The organism is Streptomyces sp. JW3 (assembly GCF_052216785.1).
In the GTDB taxonomy this organism is placed as follows: domain Bacteria; phylum Actinomycetota; class Actinomycetes; order Streptomycetales; family Streptomycetaceae; genus Streptomyces.
In genome coordinates this window covers 1-26,771 of the sequence record NZ_JBQOUX010000083.1, presented here as the reverse complement: position 1 = coordinate 26,771, position 26,771 = coordinate 1, and the positions used below count along the sequence as shown (strand labels likewise).

At 73.9% G+C, this 26,771-nt stretch carries 21 protein-coding genes; 19 read left to right on the top strand and 2 right to left on the bottom strand.

Translation table 11 applies throughout. From position 1 onward, the window contains the following. Positions 1-68: 68 nt before the first annotated feature. A complete protein-coding gene (locus ACTT8P_RS27815) occupies positions 69-2,024 on the top strand; it encodes a helix-turn-helix domain-containing protein (protein WP_442834509.1) in 1,956 nt (651 codons plus the stop codon). A 252-nt stretch (positions 2,025-2,276) separates the two neighbouring features. On the opposite strand, the gene ACTT8P_RS27810 is transcribed toward ACTT8P_RS27815, so the two are convergent. Next, a complete protein-coding gene (locus ACTT8P_RS27810; RefSeq protein ID WP_442834508.1) occupies positions 2,277-3,512 on the bottom strand; it encodes an IS701 family transposase in 1,236 nt (411 codons plus the stop codon). 276 nt (positions 3,513-3,788) lie between these two features. Between ACTT8P_RS27810 and ACTT8P_RS27805 the strand changes: the two genes are divergently transcribed. From ACTT8P_RS27805 to solA, 11 genes are all read left to right on the top strand, one after another. Beyond that, positions 3,789-4,775: an NADPH:quinone reductase gene (locus ACTT8P_RS27805; protein WP_442834507.1), complete on the top strand. Its 987-nt coding sequence runs from the start codon at positions 3,789-3,791 to the stop codon at positions 4,773-4,775. Between the two features lie 62 nt (positions 4,776-4,837). Further along, entirely contained in the window at positions 4,838-5,317 is a 480-nt protein-coding gene (locus ACTT8P_RS27800) for an RrF2 family transcriptional regulator (protein WP_442834506.1), read from the top strand. Positions 5,318-5,369: 52 nt separating this feature from the next. Beyond that, complete coding sequence (locus ACTT8P_RS27795) at positions 5,370-6,590, top strand: MFS transporter (protein ID WP_442834505.1); 1,221 nt, start codon at positions 5,370-5,372, stop codon at positions 6,588-6,590. Positions 6,591-6,875: 285 nt separating this feature from the next. Continuing rightward, the gene (locus tag ACTT8P_RS27790; protein ID WP_442834504.1) at positions 6,876-8,876 is read left to right on the top strand and encodes an acetolactate synthase large subunit; all 2,001 of its coding nucleotides are present in this window, start codon (positions 6,876-6,878) and stop codon (positions 8,874-8,876) included. 27 nt (positions 8,877-8,903) lie between these two features. After that, a complete protein-coding gene (ilvN, locus tag ACTT8P_RS27785) occupies positions 8,904-9,146 on the top strand; it encodes an acetolactate synthase small subunit (protein WP_442834503.1) in 243 nt (80 codons plus the stop codon). Between the two features lie 108 nt (positions 9,147-9,254). Next, complete coding sequence (locus ACTT8P_RS27780) at positions 9,255-10,022, top strand: class I SAM-dependent methyltransferase (RefSeq protein WP_442834502.1); 768 nt, start codon at positions 9,255-9,257, stop codon at positions 10,020-10,022. A 161-nt stretch (positions 10,023-10,183) separates the two neighbouring features. Further along, positions 10,184-10,711: a hypothetical protein gene (locus ACTT8P_RS27775; RefSeq protein ID WP_442834501.1), complete on the top strand. Its 528-nt coding sequence runs from the start codon at positions 10,184-10,186 to the stop codon at positions 10,709-10,711. 85 nt (positions 10,712-10,796) lie between these two features. Beyond that, complete coding sequence (locus ACTT8P_RS27770; protein WP_442834500.1) at positions 10,797-12,140, top strand: Rieske 2Fe-2S domain-containing protein; 1,344 nt, start codon at positions 10,797-10,799, stop codon at positions 12,138-12,140. Next, positions 12,127-13,653: a glutamine synthetase family protein gene (locus ACTT8P_RS27765; protein WP_442834499.1), complete on the top strand. Its 1,527-nt coding sequence runs from the start codon at positions 12,127-12,129 to the stop codon at positions 13,651-13,653. Before ACTT8P_RS27770 ends, ACTT8P_RS27765 begins: the two co-directional genes overlap by 14 nt. 103 nt (positions 13,654-13,756) lie before the next feature. After that, positions 13,757-15,208, top strand: a complete 1,452-nt coding sequence (locus tag ACTT8P_RS27760) for an aldehyde dehydrogenase family protein (RefSeq protein ID WP_442834498.1) — start codon at positions 13,757-13,759, stop codon at positions 15,206-15,208. Next, the gene (solA, locus tag ACTT8P_RS27755; RefSeq protein ID WP_442834497.1) at positions 15,205-17,856 is read left to right on the top strand and encodes an N-methyl-L-tryptophan oxidase; all 2,652 of its coding nucleotides are present in this window, start codon (positions 15,205-15,207) and stop codon (positions 17,854-17,856) included. The genes ACTT8P_RS27760 and solA overlap by 4 nt, the downstream gene beginning before the upstream one ends. 26 nt (positions 17,857-17,882) lie before the next feature. Here the strand turns inward: solA and ACTT8P_RS27750 are convergent, their stop codons facing one another. After that, positions 17,883-18,605 carry a GntR family transcriptional regulator gene (locus tag ACTT8P_RS27750; protein ID WP_442834496.1) on the bottom strand — a complete coding sequence of 241 codons (723 nt, stop codon included), beginning with the start codon at positions 18,603-18,605 and terminating at the stop codon, positions 17,883-17,885. Between the two features lie 110 nt (positions 18,606-18,715). Here ACTT8P_RS27750 and ACTT8P_RS27745 point away from each other — a divergent pair, with 110 nt between their 5' ends. From ACTT8P_RS27745 to ACTT8P_RS27715, 7 genes are all read left to right on the top strand, one after another. Further along, positions 18,716-20,659: a primary-amine oxidase gene (locus tag ACTT8P_RS27745; RefSeq protein ID WP_442834495.1), complete on the top strand. Its 1,944-nt coding sequence runs from the start codon at positions 18,716-18,718 to the stop codon at positions 20,657-20,659. Between the two features lie 175 nt (positions 20,660-20,834). After that, a complete protein-coding gene (locus ACTT8P_RS27740; protein ID WP_442834494.1) occupies positions 20,835-22,481 on the top strand; it encodes an ABC transporter substrate-binding protein in 1,647 nt (548 codons plus the stop codon). Continuing rightward, positions 22,474-23,364, top strand: coding sequence for an ABC transporter permease (locus ACTT8P_RS27735; RefSeq protein WP_442834493.1), 891 nt, complete (start codon positions 22,474-22,476; stop codon positions 23,362-23,364). Before ACTT8P_RS27740 ends, ACTT8P_RS27735 begins: the two co-directional genes overlap by 8 nt. Next, a complete protein-coding gene (locus tag ACTT8P_RS27730; protein ID WP_442834492.1) occupies positions 23,361-24,446 on the top strand; it encodes an ABC transporter permease in 1,086 nt (361 codons plus the stop codon). Before ACTT8P_RS27735 ends, ACTT8P_RS27730 begins: the two co-directional genes overlap by 4 nt. A 5-nt stretch (positions 24,447-24,451) precedes the next feature. Continuing rightward, positions 24,452-25,141 (top strand): alpha/beta hydrolase, encoded by a 690-nt coding sequence (locus ACTT8P_RS27725; protein WP_442834491.1) that lies wholly within the window; start codon positions 24,452-24,454, stop codon positions 25,139-25,141. Continuing rightward, complete coding sequence (locus ACTT8P_RS27720; protein ID WP_442834490.1) at positions 25,138-26,277, top strand: ABC transporter ATP-binding protein; 1,140 nt, start codon at positions 25,138-25,140, stop codon at positions 26,275-26,277. The genes ACTT8P_RS27725 and ACTT8P_RS27720 overlap by 4 nt, the downstream gene beginning before the upstream one ends. Next, positions 26,274-26,771 (top strand): ATP-binding cassette domain-containing protein (locus ACTT8P_RS27715; protein WP_442834489.1); only part of this gene is annotated, 498 nt, incomplete at its 3' end. The genes ACTT8P_RS27720 and ACTT8P_RS27715, both read left to right, overlap by 4 nt.

The window sequence follows — 26,771 nt, the reverse complement described above, 5'->3', positions numbered from 1 at the left end:
TTTTCGATCACTGTGAGAGCAGCCGTACGGCCTCGTGGCAGGGCAGGGCAGGGCAGGGGAGGGGAGTCGTGACGGAGCAGGGGGCGCGGGAGGACCGCGGCGCGTCGGCCGTCCTGGAGCTACTGGCCAGTGAGGCGCCGCCGGCCCGGCTGGAGGCGCTCGTCGCCCGGGCGCGACGCGAGCACGTCCCCGAGGCCGAGCTGGAGAGCCTGGAGCACGCCACCCGGCTGGGCCTGAGCATCCACTCCCAGCGCGAGCGCCGCCAGCAGCGGGAGGCGGGGCTGTCCGCGCTGCTCGACACCACCCGCGACCTGGTCGCCCCCAACGACCTCGACACCGTGCTCCGGATGGTCACCAGACGGTCCCGCCTGCTGTTCGGCGTCGACATGTCGTACATCAGCTTCCCGCACCCGGAGGACGGGGTTTCCTACATACGCGCTTCCGACGGGCACATCTCCACCCTCAACGTCGGTCTCCGGCTGCCCGGGGAGGCCGGTCTCGGCAACGCCGCGCTGGCCAACCTCGGGCCGGTCTGGACTCCGGACTACCTGGAGGACGACGGGATAGCGCACAGCACGGGCCTGGACGAGGTGGTCAGGGCCGAGGGACTGCGCGCGATCATGGCCGTCCCGCTGAGCCAGGGCACCCACCCCGGCGGCGTCCTCTACGTGGCCGACCGCAATGTGCGCCACTTCACCGGGGACGAGGTCTCCCTGATCAGCTCCCTGGGCCACCTGGCCGGCCTGGCCATCGAACGGGCCCGGGTCCTGGACGAGACCAACTCCACCCTGCGGGAACTGGCCCGGGAGAACGCCCGGCTCATCCAGGCCCTGCACGACGCCGACGAACTGGCGCGGATCCACCGCGAACTGGTCGACGAGGCGCTGAGCGGGGCGGAACCGCACGCCCTGGCCCGGACGGCGAGCCGGCACCTGAGCGGCAGTCTGCGCGTCTACGCCGCCAACGGCACCCCCCTGACCACGGTCGGCGCGATACCCGAGAGCGAGGCCGCCGCCACCGCCGTGGCCACCATGGACGCCGGCGCCGCCGCCGAGCCGGTGGAGGTGGACGGCGGCATGTGGGCCGTGCCGGTCGGCGCCGGCCGGGAATACCTCGGCACGCTGCTGCTCAAGCCCGAACATCCGCCTCCCGAACGGGACCACCGGCTGCTCCGGGTGGTCGCCCAGGCCACCGCGGTCCAACTGCTGCTGGAGACCAGCCGGACCGCCATCGCCCAGGGCCGGGCCCATGACGAACTGCTCGAAGACCTGCTCACCGTCCCGCAACGGCCCCCGCAGCAACTGGAGGAACGCGCCCGCCGCCTCGGCATCGACCTGAACGCGCCGCACGTCGTGGTGATCGCCCGTCCCGAGGGCGAGGCCCACGGCAAGATGTACACCTGGGCCTCGTCGTACGCGCACCGGATGAACGGGCTCAAGAGCGTCCACAGCGACAGCGTCGTACTGTTCCTGCCGGGCACCGATCCGGGCGCCGCCGCCTCGGCGGTCTCCGAGGAACTCTCGCCGCTGCTCGACGAACCGGTGACGGTCGCCGGTGCCGGGCCGGTCTCGGACGCGGCCGCGGTCTCCGGCTGCCACCGCGAGGCGCTGCGCTGCCTCGACGCGATGACGGCCCTCGGCAGTACCGGGCGTTCGGCGTCCGCGCGCGAACTGGGCTTCCTCGGCGTGCTGCTCGCGGACGACCGGGACGTCGCGGGATTCATCGACTCCGTGATCGGCCCTCTCCTCACCTACGACCGGGAGCGCTTCACCGAACTCGCCCGCACCCTCGGCGCCTACTTCGAGACCGGCAACAGCCCGACCCGCGCGGCCCAGCGACTGCACGTCCACCCGAACACGGTCGCCCGCAGACTGGAGCGGATCAGCGACCTGCTGGGCCGGGACTGGCAGCAGCCCGAGCGCGCGCTCGAAGTACAGCTCGCGCTCAGACTGTCCCGCATCCGCCAAGTACTGATGGAACAGCGGGCGCCCGGAGCGGCGCCCGGGGCGGGGGAGCGGACGTAACAGCCGATCACGGACCGACTCGATCATGGGCTCGGGTCCGACCGGTGACGGGTCCGCATCATGGGGCAGGTCCGACCGGTGACGGGTCCGGCTGGTGGCCCGCCCCCGGAGGCACGTCCGCACCCCACCGAGCCCGCCCTACCGGCCGGCCCGGCGACGCGGTCGCGCCGGCCCCGCCGCGCCCGTCCCGCCCGCCCGGTCCGCCGCGCCCGCCCCTTCGACGCCCACCGCGCCCGTACGCCCCCGCCCCCCTCAAGAAGCCCGACGCAGTTCCCCGTCACCGGTGCGGGCCAGCGCCGCGACCGCGTGGGCGGCCGAGGCCAGTGTGACGTGGCGGTGCCAGCCGCCGAACGAGCGGCCCGCGAAATCCCTGATCCCCACCTGGTCGGCGATGTCGGTGAAGTCCCGGTCGACCCGGCGGGTCAGCCGGCTCAGCCGGAACGGCACCGCCGCCGGCACCGTCGCGAGGTCGGTCAGCCAGACCTCGCGCGGCCAGCGCCGGCCCTGCGCGCCCGCCCCCAGCAGCAGCAGATCCTCCTCGCCCCCCGCCGCGCGGCGCTCCGGCAGGGGCAGCCGCCGGCCGGGCGACGCAACCCGGACCCGGACACCGGCGACCAGGCTGGTCCGCAACCCCGGCCGGCCGCCGTGGTCCGGCCACAGCACCGGCCGCCGCAGGTCCCGGGAGACCTCCAGGATCCGCTGGGCCGGCAGCGCCTCCGCGCTGTGCCCGGCCGGTGCCGGCTCGGCCGGGCACAGCGGCAGCGTGCTGTCGACCCGGACCACGAACGGCAGCCCCGCGGCCCGCAGCCGCCGTATCACCCGCAGGGTGTCCATCTCCCGCGCGTCCATCACCACCGGCCGCACCGGCAACCGCCAGCCGGACAGCGCCTCCAGCAGCGTCTCGACCGCGCACGCCCCCGGCGTCTGGGGGTTCACGCTCTCCGGGATCGACGCCTGCCGGCGCCGCGGTACGTCGTCCAGCCACGCCTGCGACAGATGCAGCCGCCAGTTCACCGGCACGCTCACCTCGTCCGACGCGGCCCAGACCCCGATCGCCTGCTGCGCGTTGAGCACCTGGCCGAGCGAGGGGATGAACCTGCGGTCCACGCCGACCGAGTGCTCTCCGGTCTTCGGGATCACGGTGGGCCGCACCACCCAGGCCTGCGGCGGCGCGACCCGCACCAGGTGGTGTGCCAGCGCCTCGCGGACCGGACCCCAGTCCCAGGTCGAACTGCTGATGAAGTGGTGCAGGTTCTGCTCGGTGGCCTGACCGCCGATCAGCCGCGCGATGTTCCGGATCGACTTGCGGCCCTCGGCCCCCAGCAGCCCGCGCAGATACTCGACGCCCTTGCGCCGCTGATCGGCCCGGGGCAGCGAGGCGAACAGGAACGAGCACAGTTCGGCGAGCACGACGCCCTGGTCATGGGCACACACCGCCGCGTTGTCGGGCCTTCGTACGTCCTCCATGTGCAGCGTGCCGCCGCCCATTCGAGATCCCCTCACCTCGGACAGTCAAACGCCTGTTCAGACGCCTAGACGGTAGGCAGCGCCTCCGGTTCAGCCCAGGTGCACAGAACACCTACCTGGTGCGGCGACCGGTGGCGGGACCACCGGCCGAGGGGGTGGAGCGGCCTCGAATGTCCGGATGTCCGCCGCACCGGTGGTGGTGGCGGACCACCGGGACGCGGGGTGCGGCCGGTCCAGTTGACGGATATCCCGCTGCTCGCTGCCCGGTTTCGCCGGGCGGTGCCAGACTCGGTGACCATGCGCGCAGCCTTCATCGAGACCCTCGGACCGCCGGAGCACATCCACTGCGGTGAATTGCCCACCCCCGTCCCTGGTCCGACCGACGTCCTGGTCGACGTCCTGGCCACCACCGTCAACCCGGTGGACACCCTGGTCCGCTCCGGCGTCTTCCGCACCCCGGCCGAGTTCCCCCTCGTGATCAGTCGTGACCTGGTCGGCACGGTCGCCGAGGCCGGGCCGGGCGCCCCCGGGTTCGCCCCCGGCGACCTGGTCTGGTGCAACAGCCTCGGCCACGGCGGCCGGCAGGGCGCCGCCGCCGAGCGGGCCGTGGTCCCCGCCGACCGCCTCTACCACCTGCCCGAAGGCGTGGACCCGGCGGTCGCCGTCGCCACGGTGCATCCGGCCGCCACCGCCTACCTGGCCCTGTTCACCCACGGCCGGGTCCGGGCCGGTGAGACCGTCCTGGTGGCCGGCGCGGCCGGGAACGTCGGCAGCGCGCTGACCGTGCTGGCCGTCGAGGCCGGCGCCCGGGTGATAGCCACCGCCGCCGCCCAGGACGCCCCGTACTGCCGCGACCTGGGCGCGGCCGAGGTCCTGGACTACCGCGACCCCGACCTGGCCAAGCGGATCGAGGAGGCCGGCCCGTCCGGCGTCGACGTCTGGCTCGACACCTCCGGCGGCAACGACCTGACCACCGCCGTCGACGCGCTCGCCCCGCGCGGCCGGATCGTGCTGCTGGCCGGCGCCCGCTCACGGCCGGTCCTGCCGGCGGGACCGCTCTACATGAAGGACTGCTCCGTCGTCGGCTTCGTCATCTCCCACGCGACCGGCGCCGAACTCGCCGAGGCCGCCGGCACCCTCAACCGGCTGCTGGCCGCCGGACGGCTGCGCCCCCGGTCCACCGAGACGCTTCCGCTCAGCGCCGCCGCCGAGGTGCACCGCCGGATGGAGCGGGGCGAACTGCACGGCCGGCGGGTGCTCCTCCTGCCGCACCTGGACGCCTGACCGGACGGCGATTTCCCGCCGGGACGTGCGGAGTTGGAATCTGGAGGTGTAGTGTCCTGGTTATGCGGATGAGCGAGGGAGTCGAGTGGGGGCTGCACTGCTGCCTCACACTGGCCTGGGTCGGGGACGAGGAGCCGGTGCCGACGGCGAAACTGGCGGCCTGGTTCGACCTCCCGCCGGCTTATCTGAACAAGCGACTCCAGGCGTTGGTCCGGGCCGGCATCCTCGGTTCGACGCCGGGGGCCAGGGGCGGTTTCCGACTGGCCCGGCCCCCCGAGCGGATCACCCTCATGGACGTCGTCACCGCCATCGAAGGCCCCGACGACGTCTTCCGCTGCACCGAGATCCGGCAGCGGGGCGAGGGGGCGGGCGCACCCGCCCGGGAGTTCCAGCGGGCCTGCGGCATCGCCACCGCCATGCGCAGGGCCGAGCTGGCGTGGCGCCGCGAACTCGCCGCGCAGACGCTGGCGGACATCATGGCCGCCGCGCCGCCCAACGCCGCGGACCGTACTCGGCGCCACTACGAGCGCACGGCCCGCTGAATCACCAGGTGCCCCGCGAAACCGGTGGGGCACACCCGTAAGGAGAATCTGGATGTCGAGTGTCTCGATTCCGTCCGGTCGTGCCACGGCCGGCGGAAAGAACCCGCCCCAGCCGGGCGGACTGTCGTCGACCCTGGTGCTGGCCTTGGGCACCTTCGCCGTCGGCACGGACGCCTTCGTCGTCGCCGGGTTCCTGCCCACCATGGCCGACTCGCTGCACGTGTCGGAGACCGCGGCCGGACAGTCGATCACGGTGTTCGCCGCCGCCTACGCCGTCCTGTCGCCGGTACTCGCCACCCTGACCGCGAGACTGCCCCGGCGGGCCCTGCTGATCGGCGCGCTGCTCACGCTCGGCGCGGCCAACCTCCTGTCGGCACTGGCCCCCAACCTCGCCGTGCTGATCGCCAGCCGGATCGTCGCGGCCGCCGGCGCCGCCGCCTACACCCCCAACGCCGGTGCGGTGAGCGCCGCCCTGGTCCGTCCGGAGCTGCGGGCCCGGGCGCTGGCCGTCGTGGTCGGCGGCCTGACCGTCGCGACCGCGCTCGGGGTGCCCCTCGGCAACCTGATCAGCCACTGGCTGGGCTGGCGCAGCGCCCTGGGCGTGGTGGCCGGGCTGTGCCTGCTCGTCGCGGTCGGCGTCCGGCTCATCATGCCGGAGCTGCCCGGCAACCCCCGGGTCCCGCTGCGCACCCGGCTCGCCGTGCTGCGCCGGCCGACGGTACTGGCCGTACTGCCGCTCACGGTGCTCGGCATGGGAGCCAGCTACACCGCCTACGCCTACAGCGTCCCGGTGCTGGAAGCCGTACGGATCCCGCAGAGCGCGACCCTGTGGCTGCTCTTCCTGTACGGCCTGGGCGCGGTGCTCGGCAACCTGGCGGCCGGCTACGCCACCGACCGCTGGGGCTCCGTCCGGGTCCTGACCGCCGGATACGTCAGCATGGCCCTCGCGCTCGGCGTGCTGGCCTGGATCGCCGCCGCCGAGGGTTCGCTGCGCCCCGTGGTCGGCCTGCTGGTGCTGCTCTGGGGCGCGAGCAGTTGGTGCCAGACGCCGCCGCAGCAGCACCGGCTGATCGAGGTCGCCCCGCAGGAAGCCCCGCTGGTGGTCTCGCTCAACTCCTCCGGCATCTATCTGGGCATCGGCCTGGGCACCGTACTCGGCGGCGTCGCGCTCCCCGTCGGGGCGGCGACCGTGTACGGCCTCGGAGCGGTCCTGGCGGTCGCCGCCCTGCTCTTCCTGCGGATCACGGCACGCGCGACGGCGCACGAGAGCTGACGCGCGGCCGTTTCCCGACCCCGCGGTCCGGACCCTTGGATCCGGCCGCCGCTTGACGGTGCGGTGCCGCACCACCCGCTGAATCACCCCTCAGCACGCGGCACCGGCAACCGGCGCGGAGACAGACCCTGCTGCCCCGGTTCGCACGACAACGGCCCAGCGGCCCGCGCCCGACGCACACCAGCGCGTGGGCGAGGCCCTGGTAGACCCGCCGCGCCCGGCGGGATTCCATTCGTCGACGAAACCAGAAGGTTGCAGATGAGTCAGATGAGTCAAATGAGTCAGATGAGTCAGATGGGTCAGATGGGTAACTGCGCACCGGAATCGGCACCCGAACCGGTCCATGAACCGGCACCCGAACCGGCACCCGGACCGGCCCACCGCTCCGACCCGGCGGCCACCACCTCCGCCGACGCCGGCCTCCCTTCCCCCGCCGCCGACGCCCCTTCCCCCGCCGGCCTCACGGAAGCCGGGGTGACCGGCGCGCGGTCCCTGATCCGTTCCCTCGAAGAGGCCGGCGTGCGGACGGTCTTCGGCATCCCGGGCGGAGCCGTCCTGCCCGCCTACGACCCGCTGATGGACTCCACCCGGATCCGCCACGTCCTGGTCCGCCACGAACAGGGCGCGGGGCACGCCGCCACCGGCTACGCCCAGGCCACCGGCACCGTGGGCGTCTGCATGGCCACCTCGGGACCGGGCGCCACCAACCTGGTCACCGCGATCGCCGACGCCTACATGGACTCGGTGCCGATCGTCGCCATCACCGGCCAGGTGCCCTCCACGATGATCGGCACCGACTCCTTCCAGGAGGCGGACATCTGCGGCATCACCCTGCCGATCACCAAGCACAACTACCTGGTCACCGACCCGGCCGACATCCCCCGGGTGATCAGCGAGGCCTTCCACATCGCCGCCACCGGACGCCCCGGACCGGTGCTGGTCGACATCACCAAGGACGCCCTCCAGGGCACGACGGCCTTCCACTGGCCGCCGCGCACCGACCTGGCCGGCTACCGCCCGGTCGGCAAGCCGCACGCCAAGCAGATCCGCGAGGCCGCCCACCTGCTGCTGGCCGCCCGGCGCCCGGTGCTGTACATCGGCGGGGGCGTCGTGAAGGCCGGCGCGAGCGCGGAGCTGCGGATTCTGGCGGAGCTGACCGGTGTGCCGGTCGTCACCACGCTGATGGCGCTGGGCGCGCTCCCGGACAGCCATCCGCAGCACCTGGGCATGCCCGGCATGCACGGCACGGTCGCCGCGGTGACCGCGCTCCAGAAGGCCGACCTGATCTTCGCGGTCGGCACCCGCTTCGACGACCGGGTGACCGGCCGGGTGGACAGCTTCGCCCCGCACGCCAAGGTCGTGCACGCGGACATCGACCCGGCCGAGATCGGCAAGAACCGGCAGGCGGACCTGCCGATCGTGGGCGACGCCCGGGAGGTGCTGGCCGACCTGATCGTGGGCGTCCGGGCCCAGCAGGAGGCGGGCCACCGGGGCGACTACGCCAACTGGTGGCAGCGGCTGACGGACTGGCGTGAGCGCTACCCGCTCGGCTACGACCCGGCGCCCGAGGGCCGGTTGTCACCGCAGCAGGCCATCGAGCGCATCGGCCGGCTCGCCCCCGAGGGCACCATCTTCACCGCGGGCGTCGGCCAGCACCAGATGTGGGCCTCGCAGTTCATCGGCTTCGAGCACCCCGGCCGCTGGCTCAACTCCGGCGGCGCGGGCACCATGGGCTACGCCGTGCCCGCCGCGATGGGCGCGAAGGCCGGCCGGCCGGAGGCCACCGTGTGGGCGATCGACGGTGACGGATGCTTCCAGATGACCAACCAGGAACTGGTCACCTGCGCGCTCAACGGCATCCCCATCAAGGTCGCCATCATCAACAACGGCGCGCTGGGCATGGTCCGCCAGTGGCAGACCCTCTTCTACGACCAGCGCTACTCCCACACCGCGCTGCACTCCGGCCCGCCCGCACCCGGCGCCGCCACCGCGCACCTCGCCGCCACCGGGGCCGCCGGTACCCGGCCGCCCGCCGCAGGCACCCGGGTCCCGGACTTCGTCATGCTGGCCGAGGCGATGGGCTGCGTCGGGCTGCGCTGCGAGGACCCGGCCGAACTCGACGCGGTCATCGAGCAGGCCAACGCGATCAACGACCGTCCCGTCGTGGTCGACCTGATCGTGCACGAGGACGCCATGGTCTGGCCGATGGTCGCCGCCGGCACCAGCAACGACGAGATCATGGCCGCCCGGGACCTGCGTCCCGACTTCGGCGACGAGACCGACTGACCACCCGGCGACCGGAGAGGCACCACCATGTCGCAGCACACCTTCACCGCCGTGGTCCAGGACAAGCCGGGCGTACTCGTCCGCGCCGCCACCCTGTTCTCCCGGCGCGGATACAACATCGAATCACTGGCCGTCGCCCCGACCGAGCAGCCGGGCCGGTCCCGGATGACGATCGTCGCCCACGTCGAGGAACGGGCCCTGGACCAGGTGGCCCAGCAACTCGCCAAACTGGTCGACGTGGTCGAGGTCGTGGCACCGGCACTCCGCTGACCCTGCCGGGCAGCCGCTCCGACGTCCGCCGCCGCGGCCTCCTCCGAGGAGACCGCGGCGGCGGACCGGCCGGGCGCCCGCAAGGACAAGGCGCGGTAACCTCGGGCCGTGCCGAAGACATCGGTGGCGGGTTTCTACGACGGACTGGCCGACGACTACCACCTGATCTACCCCGACTGGGACGCGAGCGTCCGCCGGCAGGGCGAGGCCCTGGACACCCTGATCGGACCGGACCGCCCGACCGTACTCGACTGCTCCTGCGGCATCGGCACGCAGGCCATCGGCCTGGCGCTGCGCGGCCACCGCGTCACCGGGACCGACCTCAGCCCCCGTGCCGCCGCCCGCGCCGCCCGCGAGGCCGCCCGCCGCGGCCTGGAACTGCGCACGGCCGCCGCCGACATGCGGCGCCTGCCGTTCGCCGACGGCCGGTTCGACACCGTCGTCTGCGCCGACAACTCGCTGCCCCACCTGCTCACGGAGCGGGACGTGCACACCGCCCTGGCCGAGATGCGCCGGGTACTGCGCCCCGGCGGCCTGCTGCTCGTCAGCACCCGCCCCTACGACGACCTGGTCCGCGACCACCCGGCCGCGACACCGGTGCGGGTGCACGGGCCGGACGGCGGCGAGCGGACCGTCACCTTCCAGCTCTGGCACTGGTACGACGACGGCGAACACTACGACCTGGAGCACTTCCAGCTCCGCCCGGAAGCGGGCCAGTGGCGCGTCCGGGTCCGCCGGACCACCTACTGGGCCCTGGGCCAAGACCGGCTGGCCGGCCTCGCGGCCGGGGCCGGCTTCGGCGGCGTCCGATGGCGGGCCCCGCAGCAGACCGGCTTCTTCCAGCCGTTGCTGACGGCCCGCGCCGGCCTCGGCTGAGAGCCGTTACCGACGGGAAACGGGGGCCGATCGGCCACGAAACATGTACCGCTCAGGTTTGTCCGTGGCTGCGAGGACGTCGTCCCGCGCGAGTCACCCCAGGAGAACCGTGAGCACGTCACCCCCTTCGTTCCGCCCCCCGTCCGTCCGGTGCCGATCGCGTGCATGAAGTGCTGTGGGCGGCCGGTACGGCGGGCGGCGTGCTGTGTCTCGGCGGCCGGCTGCGGTCCCCCGCCCGGCAGTGGCTGCCGCGGCTGGCCGCGCTGGTGGCCATGGTGCCGATGGCTCCCGGCGTCGCCGGCGGACGCGGTCCGCTGGTCGCCGCGACCGTTCTGCTCGGCGTCGCCCTGCTGTGGCAACTGCGCGCGGAACGCCGGGTCCGCGAACCCGCCGAGTCGGTGAACCTGGCCGCGATGGCGGCACTGACGGCCGCCGCGGCGGTTGTCACACGAAGTCATCACGGTGGCGGCGGCGCCGGTGCCGGGGCGGCCGGATTCGCGCTGTGGCCGGTGCTGTTCGCCGTCGCGTGCTGGGCCGTGGCCCGGGCGGCCGCGGCGCTGGTGCGCCAGGCGTGGCCGCCCCGTCGCCTCCCGCTCGCCCATCCGCCCGCGAGGCGCGCGCGGTTGCTCGGGGCGGCCGGCGGCGCGCTCATGGTCACCGCCATGGCGGTCATGCTCGGCCTGCCCTGACGAAAACTTCACCTCTTGTCGCATTGGATCTCGCCATGCAAGTATTGGATCCAATCAGTAAACGTTCGGATGCACGAGGAGAGCGATGCTCAGTCGCGAGGACAACGAGCGCGTGACGCGCACCGGCCCGGGCACGCCCCTCGGACAGCTCATGCGTGCCTACTGGCAGCCGGTCGCGCTGGTCTCGGAGATGTCCGGGGAACGGCCGGTCAAGGCGATCCGGGTGCTGAGCGAGGACCTCGTCCTCTTCCGGCGGGACGACACGACCGGACCCGACAGCTGGGGCCTGGTCGGCCGCTACTGCGCCCACCGCGGCGTCGACCTCGCCTACGGCCGCCGGGAGAACGGCGGACTGCGGTGCCTGTACCACGGGTGGCTCTACGGCCCGGACGGCCGCTGCCTGGAACAGCCCGCGGAACCCGCGCACAGCGAATTCGCCGCCAAGGTGCGCATCCCGAGCTACCCCTGCGCCGAGCGCAACGGCATCGTCTTCGCCTACCTCGGCACCGGCACTCCGCCGCCCTTCCCGGCGTACGACTGCTTCCGCGCGCCCAAGGAGTACACCTTCGCCTTCAAGGGCTGGTGGGAGTGCAACTGGCTCCAGGGCGTCGAGGGCGGCATCGACCCGAGCCACGTCTCCTTCCTGCACCGCTTCGTCGGCGCGGACCCGCGCGAGGTGTACGGGCAGCAGTTCAGCGAGGAGGTGGCGGGCACCGGGAAGAAGCTCTCCGAACTGGTGGGGACCAACTTCCGCCCGGACATCGAGGTGGAGCGCGCCGCCCACGGTCTGCGGGTCCTCGCGCTGCGCGACCTCACCGAGGACGTCCGGCACGTCCGGATCACCAACCTGGTGTTCCCCAACGCCTTCGTGGTGCCCTTCGGCAACGGCAAGGCGTTCTGCCAGTGGCACGTCCCGATCGACGACGAGAACCACTACTGGTTCATGATCCTCTACGACTTCGAGGAACCCACCGACCAGGAGACACTGCTGGCCCAGCGACTCGCCGAGGTCTCCCTCCCCGACTATCGGCCGCTGCGGGGCCGTGCCAACGACTGGGGCTTCGACCCCGTGGAGCAGCGGGAGCTGACCTACACCGGCATGGGCCTGGACATCAACGTCCACGACCAGTGGGCGGTGGAGAGCATGGGCCCGGTGCAGGACCGGACCGTCGAACGGCTCGGTGTCTCCGACCGGGCGGTCACCGCCAACCGCCGACTGCTGCTGAAGGCCATTTCCGCCTTCGAGAACGGCAACCCGGTCCCCGGCCTGCCGCTCGACCCGGCGGCGGCCGAGGAACTGACCGGCCCGGCGGCCGTCGACACCATCACCCCCGCGGCCGGCTGGGAAGCAGCCTGGCGGCAGCGGGAGTCGCAGCGGCGGGCCCGCTCCCCGTGGGCGGGACGGGAGGTGCGCGGTGCGCAGCGCTGACGAGCGGCCCCGCGCCGAGGGCGGCGACGGACCCAGCGCTCGCCCGCTGACCGCCGCCGGCGCCGGCGGCTTCGTAGAACGGCACGGACTGTGGGACGAGCGGCAGCACGCGGCCGCCGGGCAACTGCGCCGGGTGATCGACGAACTCGGCCTGGAACGGGTCCGGTTCTCCTTCGCCGACCAGCACGGCGTGCTGCGCGGCAAGACCCTGACCCGGGAGGCGGTGCCCGGCGCGCTGCGCTCGGGCGTCACCGCACCGTCCTCGCTGCTGCTCAAGGACACCTCGGGCCGGACCGTCCTCCCCGTCTTCGCGGGCGGCGACCCACTGGTCTCCGGGCGGTTCGCCGGCGCCGGCGACATCGTCCTGGTGCCCGACCCGACCACGTTCCGGGTGCTGCCGTGGGCCGACCGGACCGGCTGGATCCTGTGCGACGTCCACCACCCGGACGGCACCCCCGCGGCGTTCTGCCCGCGCGGTCTGCTGCGCGGCCAATTGGCCGCGCTGGCGGCGACGGGCTACGACCTCACGGTCGGCGTGGAACTGGAGTTCCATGTCTACCGCCCGGCCCCGGCGCCAGGCGGCTTCGCGCCGGTGGCGGTGGGACGTCCGGGCGCCCCCGGACCGGCCCCCGAGGTGGCGCCGCTGAGCAGCGGCTCGCAACTGCTGCACGAGGAGGGCCTGGACCGGCTCGACGACCTGGTGGACCTGCTGCACCGGGGACTGACCGGACTCGATCTGCCACTGCGCTCCCTGGAGCTGGAGTTCGGACCCAGCCAGCTGGAACTGACCCTGGACGCCCGGGACGCGGCACGGGCCGCCGACGACGCGCTGCTGGCCCGCGCGGCGGTGCGGCAGATCTGCCGCCGCAACGGCTACCACGCCACGTTCATGTCCCGTCCGGCCGCCGCGGAGACCGCGTCGACCGGCTGGCACCTGCACCAGTCGCTGCGCTCCCGGAGCGGCGGCGAGGCCGCCTTCGACCCGGCACCGGGGGAGACGCTGTCGCCGGCCGGCCGGCACTACCTCGCCGGACTCCTGGCCCACGCGCCCGCCGCCACCGTCTTCACCACCCCCACCGTCAACGGCTACAAGCGGTACCTGCCGCTGTCCCTGGCCCCCGACCGGGTGGTGTGGGGCATCGACAACAAGGGCGCCATGGTGCGCGTCGTCGGCACCCAGGGCGGGGGCGGCACCCGGCTGGAGAACCGGTCCGGCGAGCCGGCCGCCAACCCGTACCTCTACATCGCCTCGCAGGTGATCAGCGGGATGGACGGCATGGCCCGGCGGCTCGACCCCGGCCCGCCGGTCACCGACCCGTACGACGCCGAGGCCCGCGCCCTGCCCGGCTCGCTCGCCCAGGCCCTGGACGCGCTCGACGCGGACCCGGTCTTCGCCGACGCCCTCGGCCGGGACGTCGTCTCCTGGCTCAGCACGATCAAACGCGCGGAGTACGCGCGCTACCTCGCGCACGTCTCCGACTGGGAGCAGCGCGAGTACTTCGACCTCGTGTGAGACCCCGTCCCGGACCTCCCGCGCCACCTCGTCCGAGGCACCGGACCCGGTGCGCACCGCACTCCGGCCCGCCGCGGCCGGCCGACACCTCACGGAAGGCTCCATGACCCCGTTCAAGGCCCAACCCCTGCCGCTGGAACCCTTCCTGGTCGACGGCCGGTGGATCGCCCCCGGCGACCGCCGCACCTTCCCGGTCCTGGACCCGGCTTCCGAAACCGTCCTGACCCGCGTCGCACAGGCCACCGACGAGGACGTCGACGCCGCCGTGGCCGCTGCCGCCCGGGCGCACGCGGACGGCCGCTGGCGCGGCCTGCCGGCCGCCGAACGGAGCCGGGTGCTGCACCGGATCGCCGAGCTGATCGAGGAGCACGCCGAGGAACTGGCGGTGCTGGAGACTCGCGACAACGGCAAGCCGATCGAACGCTCCCGCGCCGACACCGCGCTGAGCGCCCGGACGTTCCGGCACTTCGCGGGCGCCCCCACCCGGCTGGCCGGCACGGTCGTGCCCCTCGACGCCGGCCACCACGTCTACACGGTGCCCGAACCGGTCGGCGTGGCCGCGCTGATCCTGCCGTGGAACTTCCCCGTCATGACCGCCTGCTTCAAGCTGGCCCCCGCGCTCGCCGCCGGCTGCGCCGTCGTCGTCAAACCCGCCGAGCAGACCCCGCTGACCATGCTCCGCGTCGCCGCGCTGTGCGAGGCGGCGGGCCTGCCGGCGGGCGTGCTCAACGTCCTCACCGGCGACGGCGAGGTCGGCGCCGCGCTGACCACCCACCCGGGCGTCGCCAAGGTGTCCTTCACCGGCTCCACCGAGGTCGGCCGGCAGGTGATGGGCGCCGCCGCCCCCACCGTCAAACGCCTCACCCTGGAACTCGGCGGCAAGAGCCCGCACATCGTCTTCGCCGACGCCGACCTCGACGCCGCCGTCACCACCGCCGTGCGGGCCGCCTTCGGCCACTCCGGACAGATGTGCACGGCCGGCAGCAGACTGCTGGTCCAGCGCAGCGTCCTCGCCGAGATGGAGGAACGCCTGACCGCCGCGGTGCGCCGGGTACCGGTCGGAGACGGACTGGACGGCGGGGTCACCGTCGGCCCGCTGGTCTCCGCGGAGCAGCGCGCCCAGGTGCTGTCCTACGTCGCGGCCGGCGTCGCCGAGGGCGCGAAGCTGGTGACCGGCGGCCACGCACCGGACCGGCCCGGCTACTTCGTCGAGCCGGCGCTGTTCACGAACGTCACCAACGACATGCGGATCGCCCGCGAGGAGATCTTCGGCCCGGTGCTGGGCGTGATCCCCTTCGAGGACGACGAGGAGGCCGTCGCCCTCGGCAACGACACCGCCTACGGACTCGCCGCCGGCGTATGGACCCGGGACCTGTCCCGCGCCCACCGCGTCGCCGCGCGGCTGCGGGCCGGAACGGTGTGGATCAACACGTACAACGTCTTCGACCCGGCACTGCCCTTCGGCGGGGTCGGCGACTCCGGACTGGGCCGGGACCTGGGCGACGACGCCCTGTTCTCCTACTGCGAGCGCAAGGCGGTGGTCGTCGCACTATGAGTACCGACACGGCAGCGGTCCCCCTCCCGCCACCGGCGCCGGGACCGGCCCTCGACATCGCCGCGCTGCGCGCCGCCACCCCCGGCACCCGGCACGCCCGCCACCTGAACGCCGCCGGCGCGGCCCTGCCCAGCACCGCGACCCTGGACACCGTCACCGAACACCTGCGGCTGGAGGCGCTGCTCGGCGGCTACGAGGCGGCCGAGGCGCTGGCCGGCCGCACCGAGGAGGTGTACCGCTCGGCGGCCCGGCTGCTCGGCGCGGCGGCGTCGGACATCGCCCTGGTGGACAGCGCCTCGACGGCCTGGCAGCGGGCGCTGGCGGCCCTGCGGCTGAAGCCCGGCGACCGGGTCCTGGCCTCGTCCTCCACGTACGTCAGCTCCGCCCTGCACCTGCTGGAGCTGCGGGACTCGCACGGCATCGAGCTGGAGGTGCTGCCCGCCGACCCGAGCGGGCAGCTGGACCTCGGCGCCCTGGAACGGGCGCTGCGCCGGCCGGCCGCGCTCCTCACCGTCGCCCATGTCCCCACCACCTCCGGGCTGGTGGAGCCGGTCGCCGAGGCGGGCGCGCTCGCCGCCCGCGCCGGGGTGCCGCTGCTGCTGGACGCCACCCAGTCGCTCGGTCAGCTCCCGGTCGGCGTCGCGGAACTGGGCTGCGGCATCGTCGTCGCCACCGGCCGCAAGTTCCTGCGCGGACCGCGCGGCACCGGCCTGCTGTACGTCAGCCCAGCGATGCGGGAGCGGGCCCGGCCGGCCGCGCCCGACGTACGCGGCGCCCAGTGGTCGGCGGCCTACCGCTACGAAGTGGTGCCGGGCGCGCGGCGCTACGAGACGTGGGAGTCCTCGCACGCGCTGCGGCTCGGGCTCGGCACCGCGCTGGACCAGACCCTCGCCCTCGGCGTCGCACGGATCCGGGACCACGTCACCTCGCTGGCCGACCGGCTGCGGGCGGGCCTGCCGGCCGTGCCGGGCGTCCGGGTCACCGACCCGCCGGCGGCGGCCTCGGGCATCGTGACCTTCCGGTGCGAGGGCGAGGACCCGCGCGAGACGGTGCGGGACCTGCGGATCGCCGGGTTCCGGCTGACGACGGTGCCCGCCGCGCACGGCCAGTGGGACCTGGGCCGCCGCGGCCTGGACCGGGTCGCCCGCGCCTCCCTGCACGTCTACAACGACGCGGACGACGTGGACGCCCTGCTCGCGGCACTCACAGCCCGCGAGCAGCGGCGCGGGGCGGGGCGGAGAGGCACGGGCGGATCCGGCTCGGCCGCCGTGCCCGGTTCTGTGCCTGTGCCCGGTTCTGTGCCTGTGTCCGGTCCTGTGCCCGTGTCCGGTCCTGCGCCTGTGCCCGGTCCTGTGCCCGTGCCCGGCTCTGTGCCTGTGCCCGGTCCCGATGCCGTGACCGATCCCGACCCCGATCCCGTGACCGACCCCGCGCCCGTGTCTGCGCCCGTGCCCGTGCCCGTGCCTGCGCCCGACCCCGCCCCCCTCCCCGCCCCCTCCCGCCACCCCGTCCACCCGGGCGACCGCGCCGACGTCATCGTCGTCGGCGCCGGTATACACGGCTCGTCCGCCGCCTGGCACCTCGCCGCCCGGGGCGTCCACGTCATCCACCTCGACCGGTTCCCGGCCGGTCACACCGAGGGCTCCTCGCACGGCCGGACCCGGATGATCCGGCGCGCCTACCCGTCCCCGGTCTGGGACGGCCTGGTCGACACCGCCTACGCGGCCTGGGCGGAACTCGAACGCGCGGCGGGCCGACGGCTCGTGACGACCACCGGCGGCCTCTACGCGCGGCCGGCCGGCGCCCCGGGCACCCTGCGCGGCCCCGGCTGCGCGACCGTGGACCACGCCCGCGCCGCCGACCTGTTCCCCGGGCTGCGGCTGTGCGAGGGCTTCACCGCGGTCCACGACCCGGCCGCCGGCGTCATCGACGCCCACGCCGCGCTCACCGCCCTCGCCGGGCTCGGCCGGGCGCACGGCGTGGACCGGCGGGACGGCTGCGCGGTGCTCGGCTGGCGCCGGGACGGCGACGGCGTACGGGTCGACACCGAGCGCGGCGTGCTGCGCGCGGACCGGCTGATCATCTGCGCGGGCCCCTGGACCGGGGAGCTGCTGCCCGCCTTCGCCCGCCCGCTGCGCGTGGTCCGCATCGTCAACGTCCACCTCGGCTCCACCCGTCGGCACCTGCTGGAACCGCCGCTGCTGGGCGCCTTCTCCGTCGAGGTCCCGGACCTCGGGCTGCTGTACGGCATCCCGGCGATCGACGGCGCCGGCGTCAAGATCGGCCTGGACCACGGGCCGGAGGAGGACCCCTCGGCACCGGCCGCCCCGGTCACCGCGGCCGAACGCGACCGGCTGCTCGGGCTGGCCTCCCGGTTCCTGCCGGCGGCCGACGGGCCGGTAGAGGAGACGGTCACCTGCCGCTACACGATGGCCCCCGGCAACCGGTTCGCCGTCGGCCCGCTGCCGGGCGAGGACCGGGTGCTGGTCGCGGCGGCCTGTTCCGGACACGGCTTCAAGTTCGGGCCCGCCCTGGGCGCCGCGCTCGCCGACCTGGCGCAGGGCGCGGGCCGACCGGATCTGGACTTCCTGTCCCCGGCCGCGATGGGCGGCATCGCCCGGCCCGGCCGCCCGGGGGCCGGATCATGAGCCCCGGCACCCGCGCGGACACCGGGTCAGCCCGTGAACACGGTGGCCGACCGCTGCTCGTACCAACGGGCCAACTGCTCGCCCGCGCTGATCACATGGGCCTTCATCGCACCGCGCGCCCGCTCCGCGTCCTCCGCGGCCAGCGCCTCCACGATCAGCTCGTGCTCGCGGATGTTGTCCTCCCGGTGGCGCGGGTTGTCGTGCAGGACCAGGGCGGAGACATTGCGCGGGAACGCCTCGTTGACGTCCTTGATGGCGCGGGCCAGGCGCTGGTTGCCGGCGACGGTGTGGATCAGCGTGTGGAAGCAGTCGTTGGCGGCGGTGGACGGCGAGGCACCCGCATCGGGCGCCGGCCGGCCGCTGACCGCGCGCACCGTCTCGTTGGCCGCGCGCAACTCCCGCAGCACGTCGGGGGTGATGGCGCGGACCGCCCGGACACAGGCCAGCCCCTCCAGTTCGGCGCGGACCTCGTACGCCTCGCGGACCTCCCAGGGCGCGGGGACGCGGACCACGGCGCCGCGGTGGGGCAGCACCTCGATCAGGCCGCCCGCCTGGAGCTGCCGCAGCGCCTCCCGCACGGGGGTCCGGCTCACCCCGAGCAGCCCGGCGAGTTCGGCCTGGCGCAACTGCGCCCCGATGGGGATCTCACCGGACAGGATCCGCGCGCGGATCGCGGCGGCGGTGTCGTCGACGAGTGCCTTGCCCTTCCCGGCGGGGGAGTCCGCGTCGGGGGCCGGGGCGGTGTCCATGAGGTCTCCCTCGGGTCGGGACCGAACAACGGTATGTATCCATTCTATAGCCCACAGGATCCAACCCGGCCGGTCCGTGTACCGGCCGCAGCGGAAGAGCGGAGCGCTTCGTGAACAACTCTCCCCACAGTGTCAGCACCCGTGTCCCCGCGCGCCGCGCCCGCACGCACCCGCTCGACCCGCTGTCCCCGGCCGAGATCGACGCGGCCGTCGCCGTGGCCCGGGCCGACGGCAGGCTCGGCGAGCGGACCCGGTTCTGGGGCGCGGTGCTGGACGAGGACTTCGCCCGCGAGGTGCTGGCCGGCCGGCGGCCGGCCGGTGAGATCCGGGTCGGCCTGGTGGCGATGGACCACGACCTGCCCGGCGCCTGGGAGATCGACGTCCAGCTGGGGGCCGAGCCGCGCTGCGTGCGGTGGCACCCGGTGGACGTCCGGCGCCCCGGCATCACCTCCACGGAGGCGCGCGCGGCGGCCCGGGCCTGTCGCGAGAGCCCGCTGTTCCGCGAGGCGCTGGCCCGGCGGGGCATCCACGACGTGTCGCTGACGGTGATCGACGCGGAGTCCATCGGCGGCTTCGTACCGGAGAAGTACCAGGACCGCAGGCTCACCTGGGGCTCGGTCTGGCACCGGGTCCAGGAGGACGACAACGCCTATGTGCGCCCCGTGCAGGGCGTCGTACCGATCATCGACATGGCGACGATGGAGGTGCTGGAGGTCGAGGACCACGGTGTCGTCCCGGTCTCCGCGGAGGCGGGCCCGCTGGCGGCCGGCGGGTTCGGCCCGGACCGCGAGGGACTGAAGCCGCTGGAGGTGGTGCAGCCCGAGGGGCCGAGCTTCACCGTCGACGGACACCGGGTGAGCTGGCAGGGCTGGGAGCTGCGGGTCGGCTTCACCCACCGCGAGGGCCTGGTCCTGTACGACCTGGCCTTCCTGGGGCGCTCGGTGCTCAAGCGGGCCGCCTGCAACGAGATGTACGTCCCCTACCTCGACCCCAGCTCCACGCAGTTCCGCAAGAACTTCTTCGACTGGGGCGAGTACGGCGCCGGCCCGCTGACCAACTCCCTCGCCCTGGGCTGCGACTGCCTGGGTGTCATCCACTACTTCGACGCCTCCTACCTCGGCGGTGACGGCACCGCCGAGGAGATCGCCCAGGCGATCTGCCTGCACGAGGAGGACGACGGCATCCTCTGGAAACACAACGACCTGCGCCGCGGCGTCAGCGAGGTGCGCCGCTCCCGCCGCCTGATCGTCTCCAGCTTCCAGACGGTGGCCAACTACGACTACGGCTTCTACTGGTCGCTCTACCAGGACGGCCGGATCGAGCTGGAGATCAAGCTGACCGGCATGCTGTCGGCCTCCGGCATCGAGGAGGGCGCCGAGGTGCGGCACGGCCGGGTGGTCTCCCGCAACGTCCAGGCCCCCACCCACCAGCACTACTTCGGGCTGCGCCTGGACACCGCCGTGGACGGCCCGCTCAACCGGCTGGTCGAGGAGAACGCCGAGGCGGAGGACGACCCCCGGCACGACCCGTACGGCAACGCGGTCCGCATGGTGCGCACCCCGCTGCTGTCGGAGTCTCAGGCCGCCCGCCGGACCGACCCGGCGACCTCCCGGCACTGGCGGGTGGAGAGCGCGGACAAGGTGAACCGTTACGGCGAGCCGACCGCGTACCGGCTGCTGCTGCCCCACACCACCCGGCCCTTCGCCCGGCCCGAGTCGGTGATGGCCCGCCGGGCGCCCTTCGTCCACCAGCACCTGTGGGCGACGGTCGCCGACCCGGCCGAGCGGTACGTCGGCGGCCAGTACCCGAACCAGGCGGAGCCCGGTGAGGACGGCGTACAGGTGTGGCAGCGCAAGGACCGCTCGCTGGACGGGGCGGAGCTGGTGCTGTGGCCGGTCGTCGGCACCCATCACTTCCCCCGGCCCGAGCAGTGGCCGGTGATGCCGGTCGACCGGGTGCGGCTGGTCCTGGAACCGGACGGCTTCTTCGACCGCAACCCGGCCATGGACATCCCCGACCCGTCGGCCGGCGGCGACCACTGCTGCGGAACCTGACGAAGCGTCAGCACATCTCGTCCGATGTCATGCAAGATCCGGGTTTCATGCGGTCGTAACACCCGGGACACGGCTCGGACTCGCGAACCGGACAGCATGCAGTTGGATCCAATCCAGGCAAGATGAGATCCATTCTCTGGTTCTCCCCCAAGGAACGGCGCCCAAGGAGGCCCTCATGTCGGATCAGTCGCGGGGATCACAGATGTCCCGCCGCTCCCTGCTGCGCGGCGCCGGCCTCCTCGGCGTCGGCGTGGGCTTCGGACTGTCCCCGCTGCTCACCGCCTGCGGGGTGGCCGACGACGGGGCGGGGGAGTCCGGCGGCGGGTCCGGCGCGGGCGGCGGCACCCTCACCCTCGCCATCGACTCCACCAGCGCGGTCAACGACCCCGCCTTCTACACCACGCTCGGCGACTGGATGGCGGTCGACTGCGTCTGCCGCGGCCTCACCTTCATCTCCTTCGAGACCAACGAGCCCGCCCCCGACCTGGCCAAGAGCTGGCAGATCTCCGACGACCAGCTCACCTACACCTTCACCCTCCGCGAGGGCGTCAAGTTCCACGACGGCACCACCCTGACCGCCGCCGACGTCCTCGCCAGCCTCGACCGGCAGTTCGACCCGGAGAACAAGACCCTGCCCAAGGGCGCGACCAGACCGCTGGCCTCCCTCGGCACCAACCTCGCCGCCCTGACCGCCGAGGACGACCACACCGTCAAGCTCGTGCTCAAGGCACCCGACCGCACCGTCCTCGCCCAGCTCTCCGACATCGGCGGCCGGGTCATCTCCAAGGCCGCCCTCGACAAGTACGGCGCCGACATCGGCAAACACCTCGTCGGCACCGGCCCCTTCCAGTTCTCCTCGGCCACCGCCGGCCAGTCCATCACCCTCAAGGCGTTCGACGGCTTCCGGCTCGGCCGCCCCCCGATCGACCGCCTGGTCCTGCGCCAGGTGCAGGACCCCTCGGCGATCGTCAGCTCGCTGCTCAGCGGCGACATCTCGGCCACCCAGTTCACCCCGTACTCGGCCGTCGACCAGCTCAAGGCCGACCCCGCGGTCACCGTGTACGACACCGAGGAGGGCTTCGACGCGATCTTGATGATCGACGCCCGGCGGGTGCCCGAACTGAAGGTGCGGCAGGCCATCAACCTGGCCATCGACCGCAAGGCCGTCGTCCAGCAGGCGTTCTTCGGCGTCGGCAGCGAACCGAAGGGCTACGCCGTCCCGCCGGCCCAGGACGGCTACGACACCGGCCTCGCCGACCTGAGCACCCGCGACCTCGCCCAGGCGAAGCGGCTGCTGAAGGAGGCCGGCGCCGAGGGCCGCGAGCTGGGGCTGATGGCCGCGAGCGACTCCTGGCACCCCAAGGCCGCGCAGATCGTCAAGCAGAACCTCCAGGACGCCGGCTTCAAGGTGAAGACCGCCTCCGTCGACCCGGCCTCCTACTTCAGCCGCCTCAGCGACGGCGACGACGACTACCACGACCTGATGATCTGGGAGCGCAACTCCTACGTCCCCGACCCCAACAACATGGTCGGCTCCATGGCCAACCCCACCGGCCTGTACGGCTCCACCATCACCGGCCTGGACACCCTCGACGGCGTCGACACCCTGGCCGAGGACCTGCTGACGGCCAAGAACCTGCCGGTCGGCACGGCGCGCACCGCCGCCTACTCGAAGATCCAGCGGCGCTGGGCGGAGGAGTACATGGTGATCGCCATGCTGGCCTGCTCCACCAACCTGGTGGTCAGCGGCGCCGGGGTCAAGGGCATCAACGCCGCCGCACTGGGCAACCACCGCTGCTTCATGGAGGACGCCAGTGTCTGACGTCACGGGCGGCGCCACCGGCGTCGCCGACGCACCGGCGGCCGCGCCGGGAAAGGCGTCGAGCAGGCGCCGGTTCGCCACCTCCTGGCCCGCCGCGGTGTCCTGGGTGTTCCTGGCCGCGATCGTCCTGACCGCCCTGGCCGGACCGCTGCTGGTGGCGGCCGACCCGGTTCGGCAGACCTCCGCGGCGCTGCTGCCCTTCGGCTCGCCCGGCCACCTGCTCGGCACCGACGACCTGGGCCGGGACGAACTGGCCCGGCTGGTGCACGGGGCCCGGCCGCTGCTGCTCGTGGCGTTCGCCTCGACCGCCCTGGCCGCCGCCGTCGGCACCGGCACCGGACTGCTGGCCGGCTACGCGGGCGGGGTCGTGGAACAGGTGCTGATGCGCGCCGTCGACCTGGCCCTGGCCTTCCCCTCGATCCTCCTGGTCATCCTGCTGGTCGCGGCCGCCGGACCGGGCACCACCAGCCTCGTCGTCGGCGTCGGCATCTCCCTCGCCCCCGGCCTGGCGCGCCTCGCCCGGGCGCTGACCGCTCGCGAGACGGCCCGGGACTACGTCGTCGCCGCCCGGCTGGGCGGCACCCGCACCCCGCGCGTCCTGCTCCAGGAGATCCTGCCCAACATCGCCGGGCCGATGGTCGCCCAGGTCGTGATGACCCTGTCGGTGGCGGCGGGGTTCGCGGCCGGCCTGTCCTACCTCGGCCTCGGCATCCAGCCGCCCACTCCCGACTGGGGCTACATGGTCCAGGCCGGCCAGGAGTTCCTGTACTCCGCGCCCCGCCTGGTGGTGCTGCCGGCCGCGCTGACCCTGCTGTCCGTCGTCGCCTGCAACTTCGTCGGCGACGACCTGCGGGACGCGCTCGACCCGAAGGGCACCGCATGACCACCCTGCCGCTGCCCCGCACCCGCCGCCCGGCCCGCCCCCGGTCCGAACGGGCCGACACGCTGCGGGCCATGCTGCGCCGGCTCGCGGGCATCCCGGTCGTCCTGTTCGCGCTGGCCACCCTGGTGTTCGTCGCCATGCGGCTGCTGCCCGGCTCGCCCGCCACCGCGCTGGCCGGCGGCGGCAGCGACCTGACGGCCGAGGAGATCGCCCGCAACGAGGCCCGGGCCGGCGCCGCCCTCGGCCTCGACCAGCCGCTGCTGACCCAGTACGGCGACTACCTCGACAACCTGGTGCACCTGCGGTTCGGCGAGTCCTTCTTCGGCTCCAACAGCGTGCTCGGCCTGCTCGGCGACGCGCTGCCCGGCACCATCGAACTCACCCTGGCCGCGATGACCGTCGCGGTGGTCCTGGGCGTACTCACCGGAGTGGCCGCCGCGCTGCGCAAGGGCACCTGGATCGACACCACCACCCGGACGGTGGCGACCGTCAGCTTCTCCCTGCCGTGGTTCGCGCTCGGCGTGCTCGGCGTCGTCGTCTTCGGTGTCCAGCTGCGCTGGCTGCCGGTCCTCGGCCGGCTGCCCAGCTCCCTCGACTACCACCCCACCACCAACTTCGTCCTGCTGGACGCGCTGCTCCAGAACCGCCCCGAACTGATCGGCCCCTGGCTCCAGCACCTGATCCTGCCCGCCACCACCCTGGCCCTGTCGATGGCCGGCTACATCACCCGCATCGTGCGCGCCTCCGTCCTCGACGTCCTCGGCGACGACTTCGTCCGCACCGCCCGGATGAAGGGGCTCGGCGAGGGCGCGGTGATCCGCCGCCATGTGCTGCGCAACTCCTGGCTGCCGATCGTCACCGTCCTCGGCCTCCAGTTCGGCTCCCTGCTGGGCGGCTCCGTGATCACCGAGACCGTCTTCTCCTACGGCGGGGTGGGCCGGCTCCTGGTCCAGGGCGTCCTCCAGCGCGACTACCCCGTGGTGCAGGGCGCGGCCCTCGCCATCGCCCTGCTGTTCGTCCTCGTCAACTACGCGGTGGACGTGCTCTACATGATCCTCGATCCCCGTATACGGAAAGGCTGAGCCGCATGGACATCGTGCTGGTGCACGGAGCGGGCGGACGCCCCACCACCTGGTCGGAGGTCGAGCCGCTGCTCGCCGCCCGGGGCCACCGGACGGTCGCCGTCACCAACCCGCTCACCTCCCTGGAGGCGGACGTGGCGCACACCACCGCCGCCGTCGAGGAGCTGGCGGGACCGGTGCTGCTGGCCGGCCACTCCTACGGGGGCGCGGTCATCACCAACGCCGGCCGCCACCGCGCCGTCCGCGGCCTGGTCTTCGTCGCCGCGTTCGCACCCGAGGAGGGCGAGACCGTCAACGGCATCGTCGAGCGCTACGAGCCCGCGGAGATATCCACGTACATGCGGCGCGGCCCGAACGGGGAGTGGAAGTCGGAGCCGAGCGAGGAGTTCTGGGCCGAGATCGGCCCCGACCTGTCGCCCGCGCACCGGGCCGTCGTCGAGGCCGAGGGCCGCAAGGCGGAGGACGCGATCTTCCGGCAGCCGACCGGGAAACCGGCCTGGCGCACCCTGCCCAGCTGGTACCTGGTCGCCGACGACGACCGCACGCTGCGGCCGCGGGCGCAGCGGGACATGGCCGCCCGGGCGGGCGCCGTCACCGCGCACGTACCGGGCAGCCACTACACGACACTCGTGCACCCGCAACGGGTGGCCGACCTGATCCACACCGCCGCCACGACCGTGAGCGACAGGCCGTGACCGGGCCCGCCCCCGCCGACGGCGGGCAGCAGGCCCCGCCCCCGGCACCGAACCGCCCGACTGCGGTGCCGGAGGGTTCGGAGCAGCCGGTGGCGGTCCCGGAGGCGCCGGCCGCCGTCCTGGAGATCCGCGGCCTCACCGTCGGCTTCGACGTGCCGGCCGGCCGGCTGCCCGCTGTCGCCGGTGTGGATCTGACCCTGCGCCGGGGCGAGATCCTCGCCCTGGTCGGCGAGTCCGGCTCGGGCAAGTCCGCGCTGGCCATGAGCCTGGTCGGCCTGAACCGGGGCCCGCGCACCCACATCGGCGGCGAGGTCGCCTTCGGCGGCCGCAACCTGGCCGAACTGTCCGAGCGCGAACTGCGCGGCATCCGCGGCAAGGACATCGCCGTCGTCTTCCAGGACTCGCTCGCGGCACTCAACCCGCTGCACCGGGTCGGCGCCCAGGTCACCGAGATGATGCGGGCCCACCGCAGGATGCCGTACGCGACGGCCATGGACCGGGCGGTGGAACTGTTCGGCGAGGTCGGCATCGCCAGTCCCCGCGCCAACGCCCGCGCCCTGCCGCACCAGCTGTCCGGCGGCATGCGCCAGCGCGTGATGATCGCCATGGGCCTGGCCAACGACCCCGCCGTACTGATCGCCGACGAACCCACCACGGCCCTGGACGTGACCATCCAGGCCCAGGTCCTGGCCGTGCTCCGGCGGGCCCGCCACGACCACGGCACCGCCGTCCTGCTGATCACCCACGACCTGGGCGTGGTCGCCGAGGTCGCCGACCGGGTCGCCGTGATGTACGCGGGCCGCATCGTGGAGCAGGGCACCCGCGACGAGGTGCTCCGCGCCCCCCAGCACCCGTACACCATCGGCCTGCTGGGCTCCGTACCGCCGATCGACGGACCGGTCGCCGACCGGCTGCCCGCCATCCCCGGTGCCCCGCTGACCGGCGTGGACCGCCCGGCGGGCTGCGCGTTCGCCGCGCGCTGCGCCCTCGCCCGGGACGCGTGCGCCGAGCGGCCCGCGCTGCGCCGCCGCCACGGCGGCCCCGGCCACCTGGACGCCTGCGTCCTGCCCGGCCCCGTACGGGAGTCGGCGCGCGCGGGACAGGACCTGGTACACACCGAGAAGGGGCGCTCATGACCTCACCACCGGCCATCCCCGCCACCGCGGCCCCCGTCCCCCCGCCCCGGGCCGGCACGCCGCTCATCCGGGCCGAGCGGTTGCGCGTGGAGTACCGCGGCCGGTCCGGCGGCCGGGTACGGGCGCTGCGCGACGTGGACCTGGAGATCCTGGAGGGCGAGACACTGGGCCTGGTCGGCGAGTCGGGCTGCGGCAAGTCCACCCTGGGCCGGGCCCTGCTGCGGGTGATCGAGCCCGCCTCCGGCACCATCGACTTCCTCGGCCTGGACATCACCCGGCTGCGGGGCACCCGGCTCCGCCGCACCCGGGCCGACCTCCAGATGGTGTTCCAGGACCCGTTCGGCTCGCTGAACCCCCGGCGCCGGATCGCCGACATCGTCGCCGAACCACTGCTGCGGGCCCGCGGGGCCACCCGCGCCGAGGCCGCCCCGGCCGTCGCGGAACTGCTGGACCGGGTCGGCCTCGGCGCCGCGGCGGGCCGGCGCCGGCCGCAC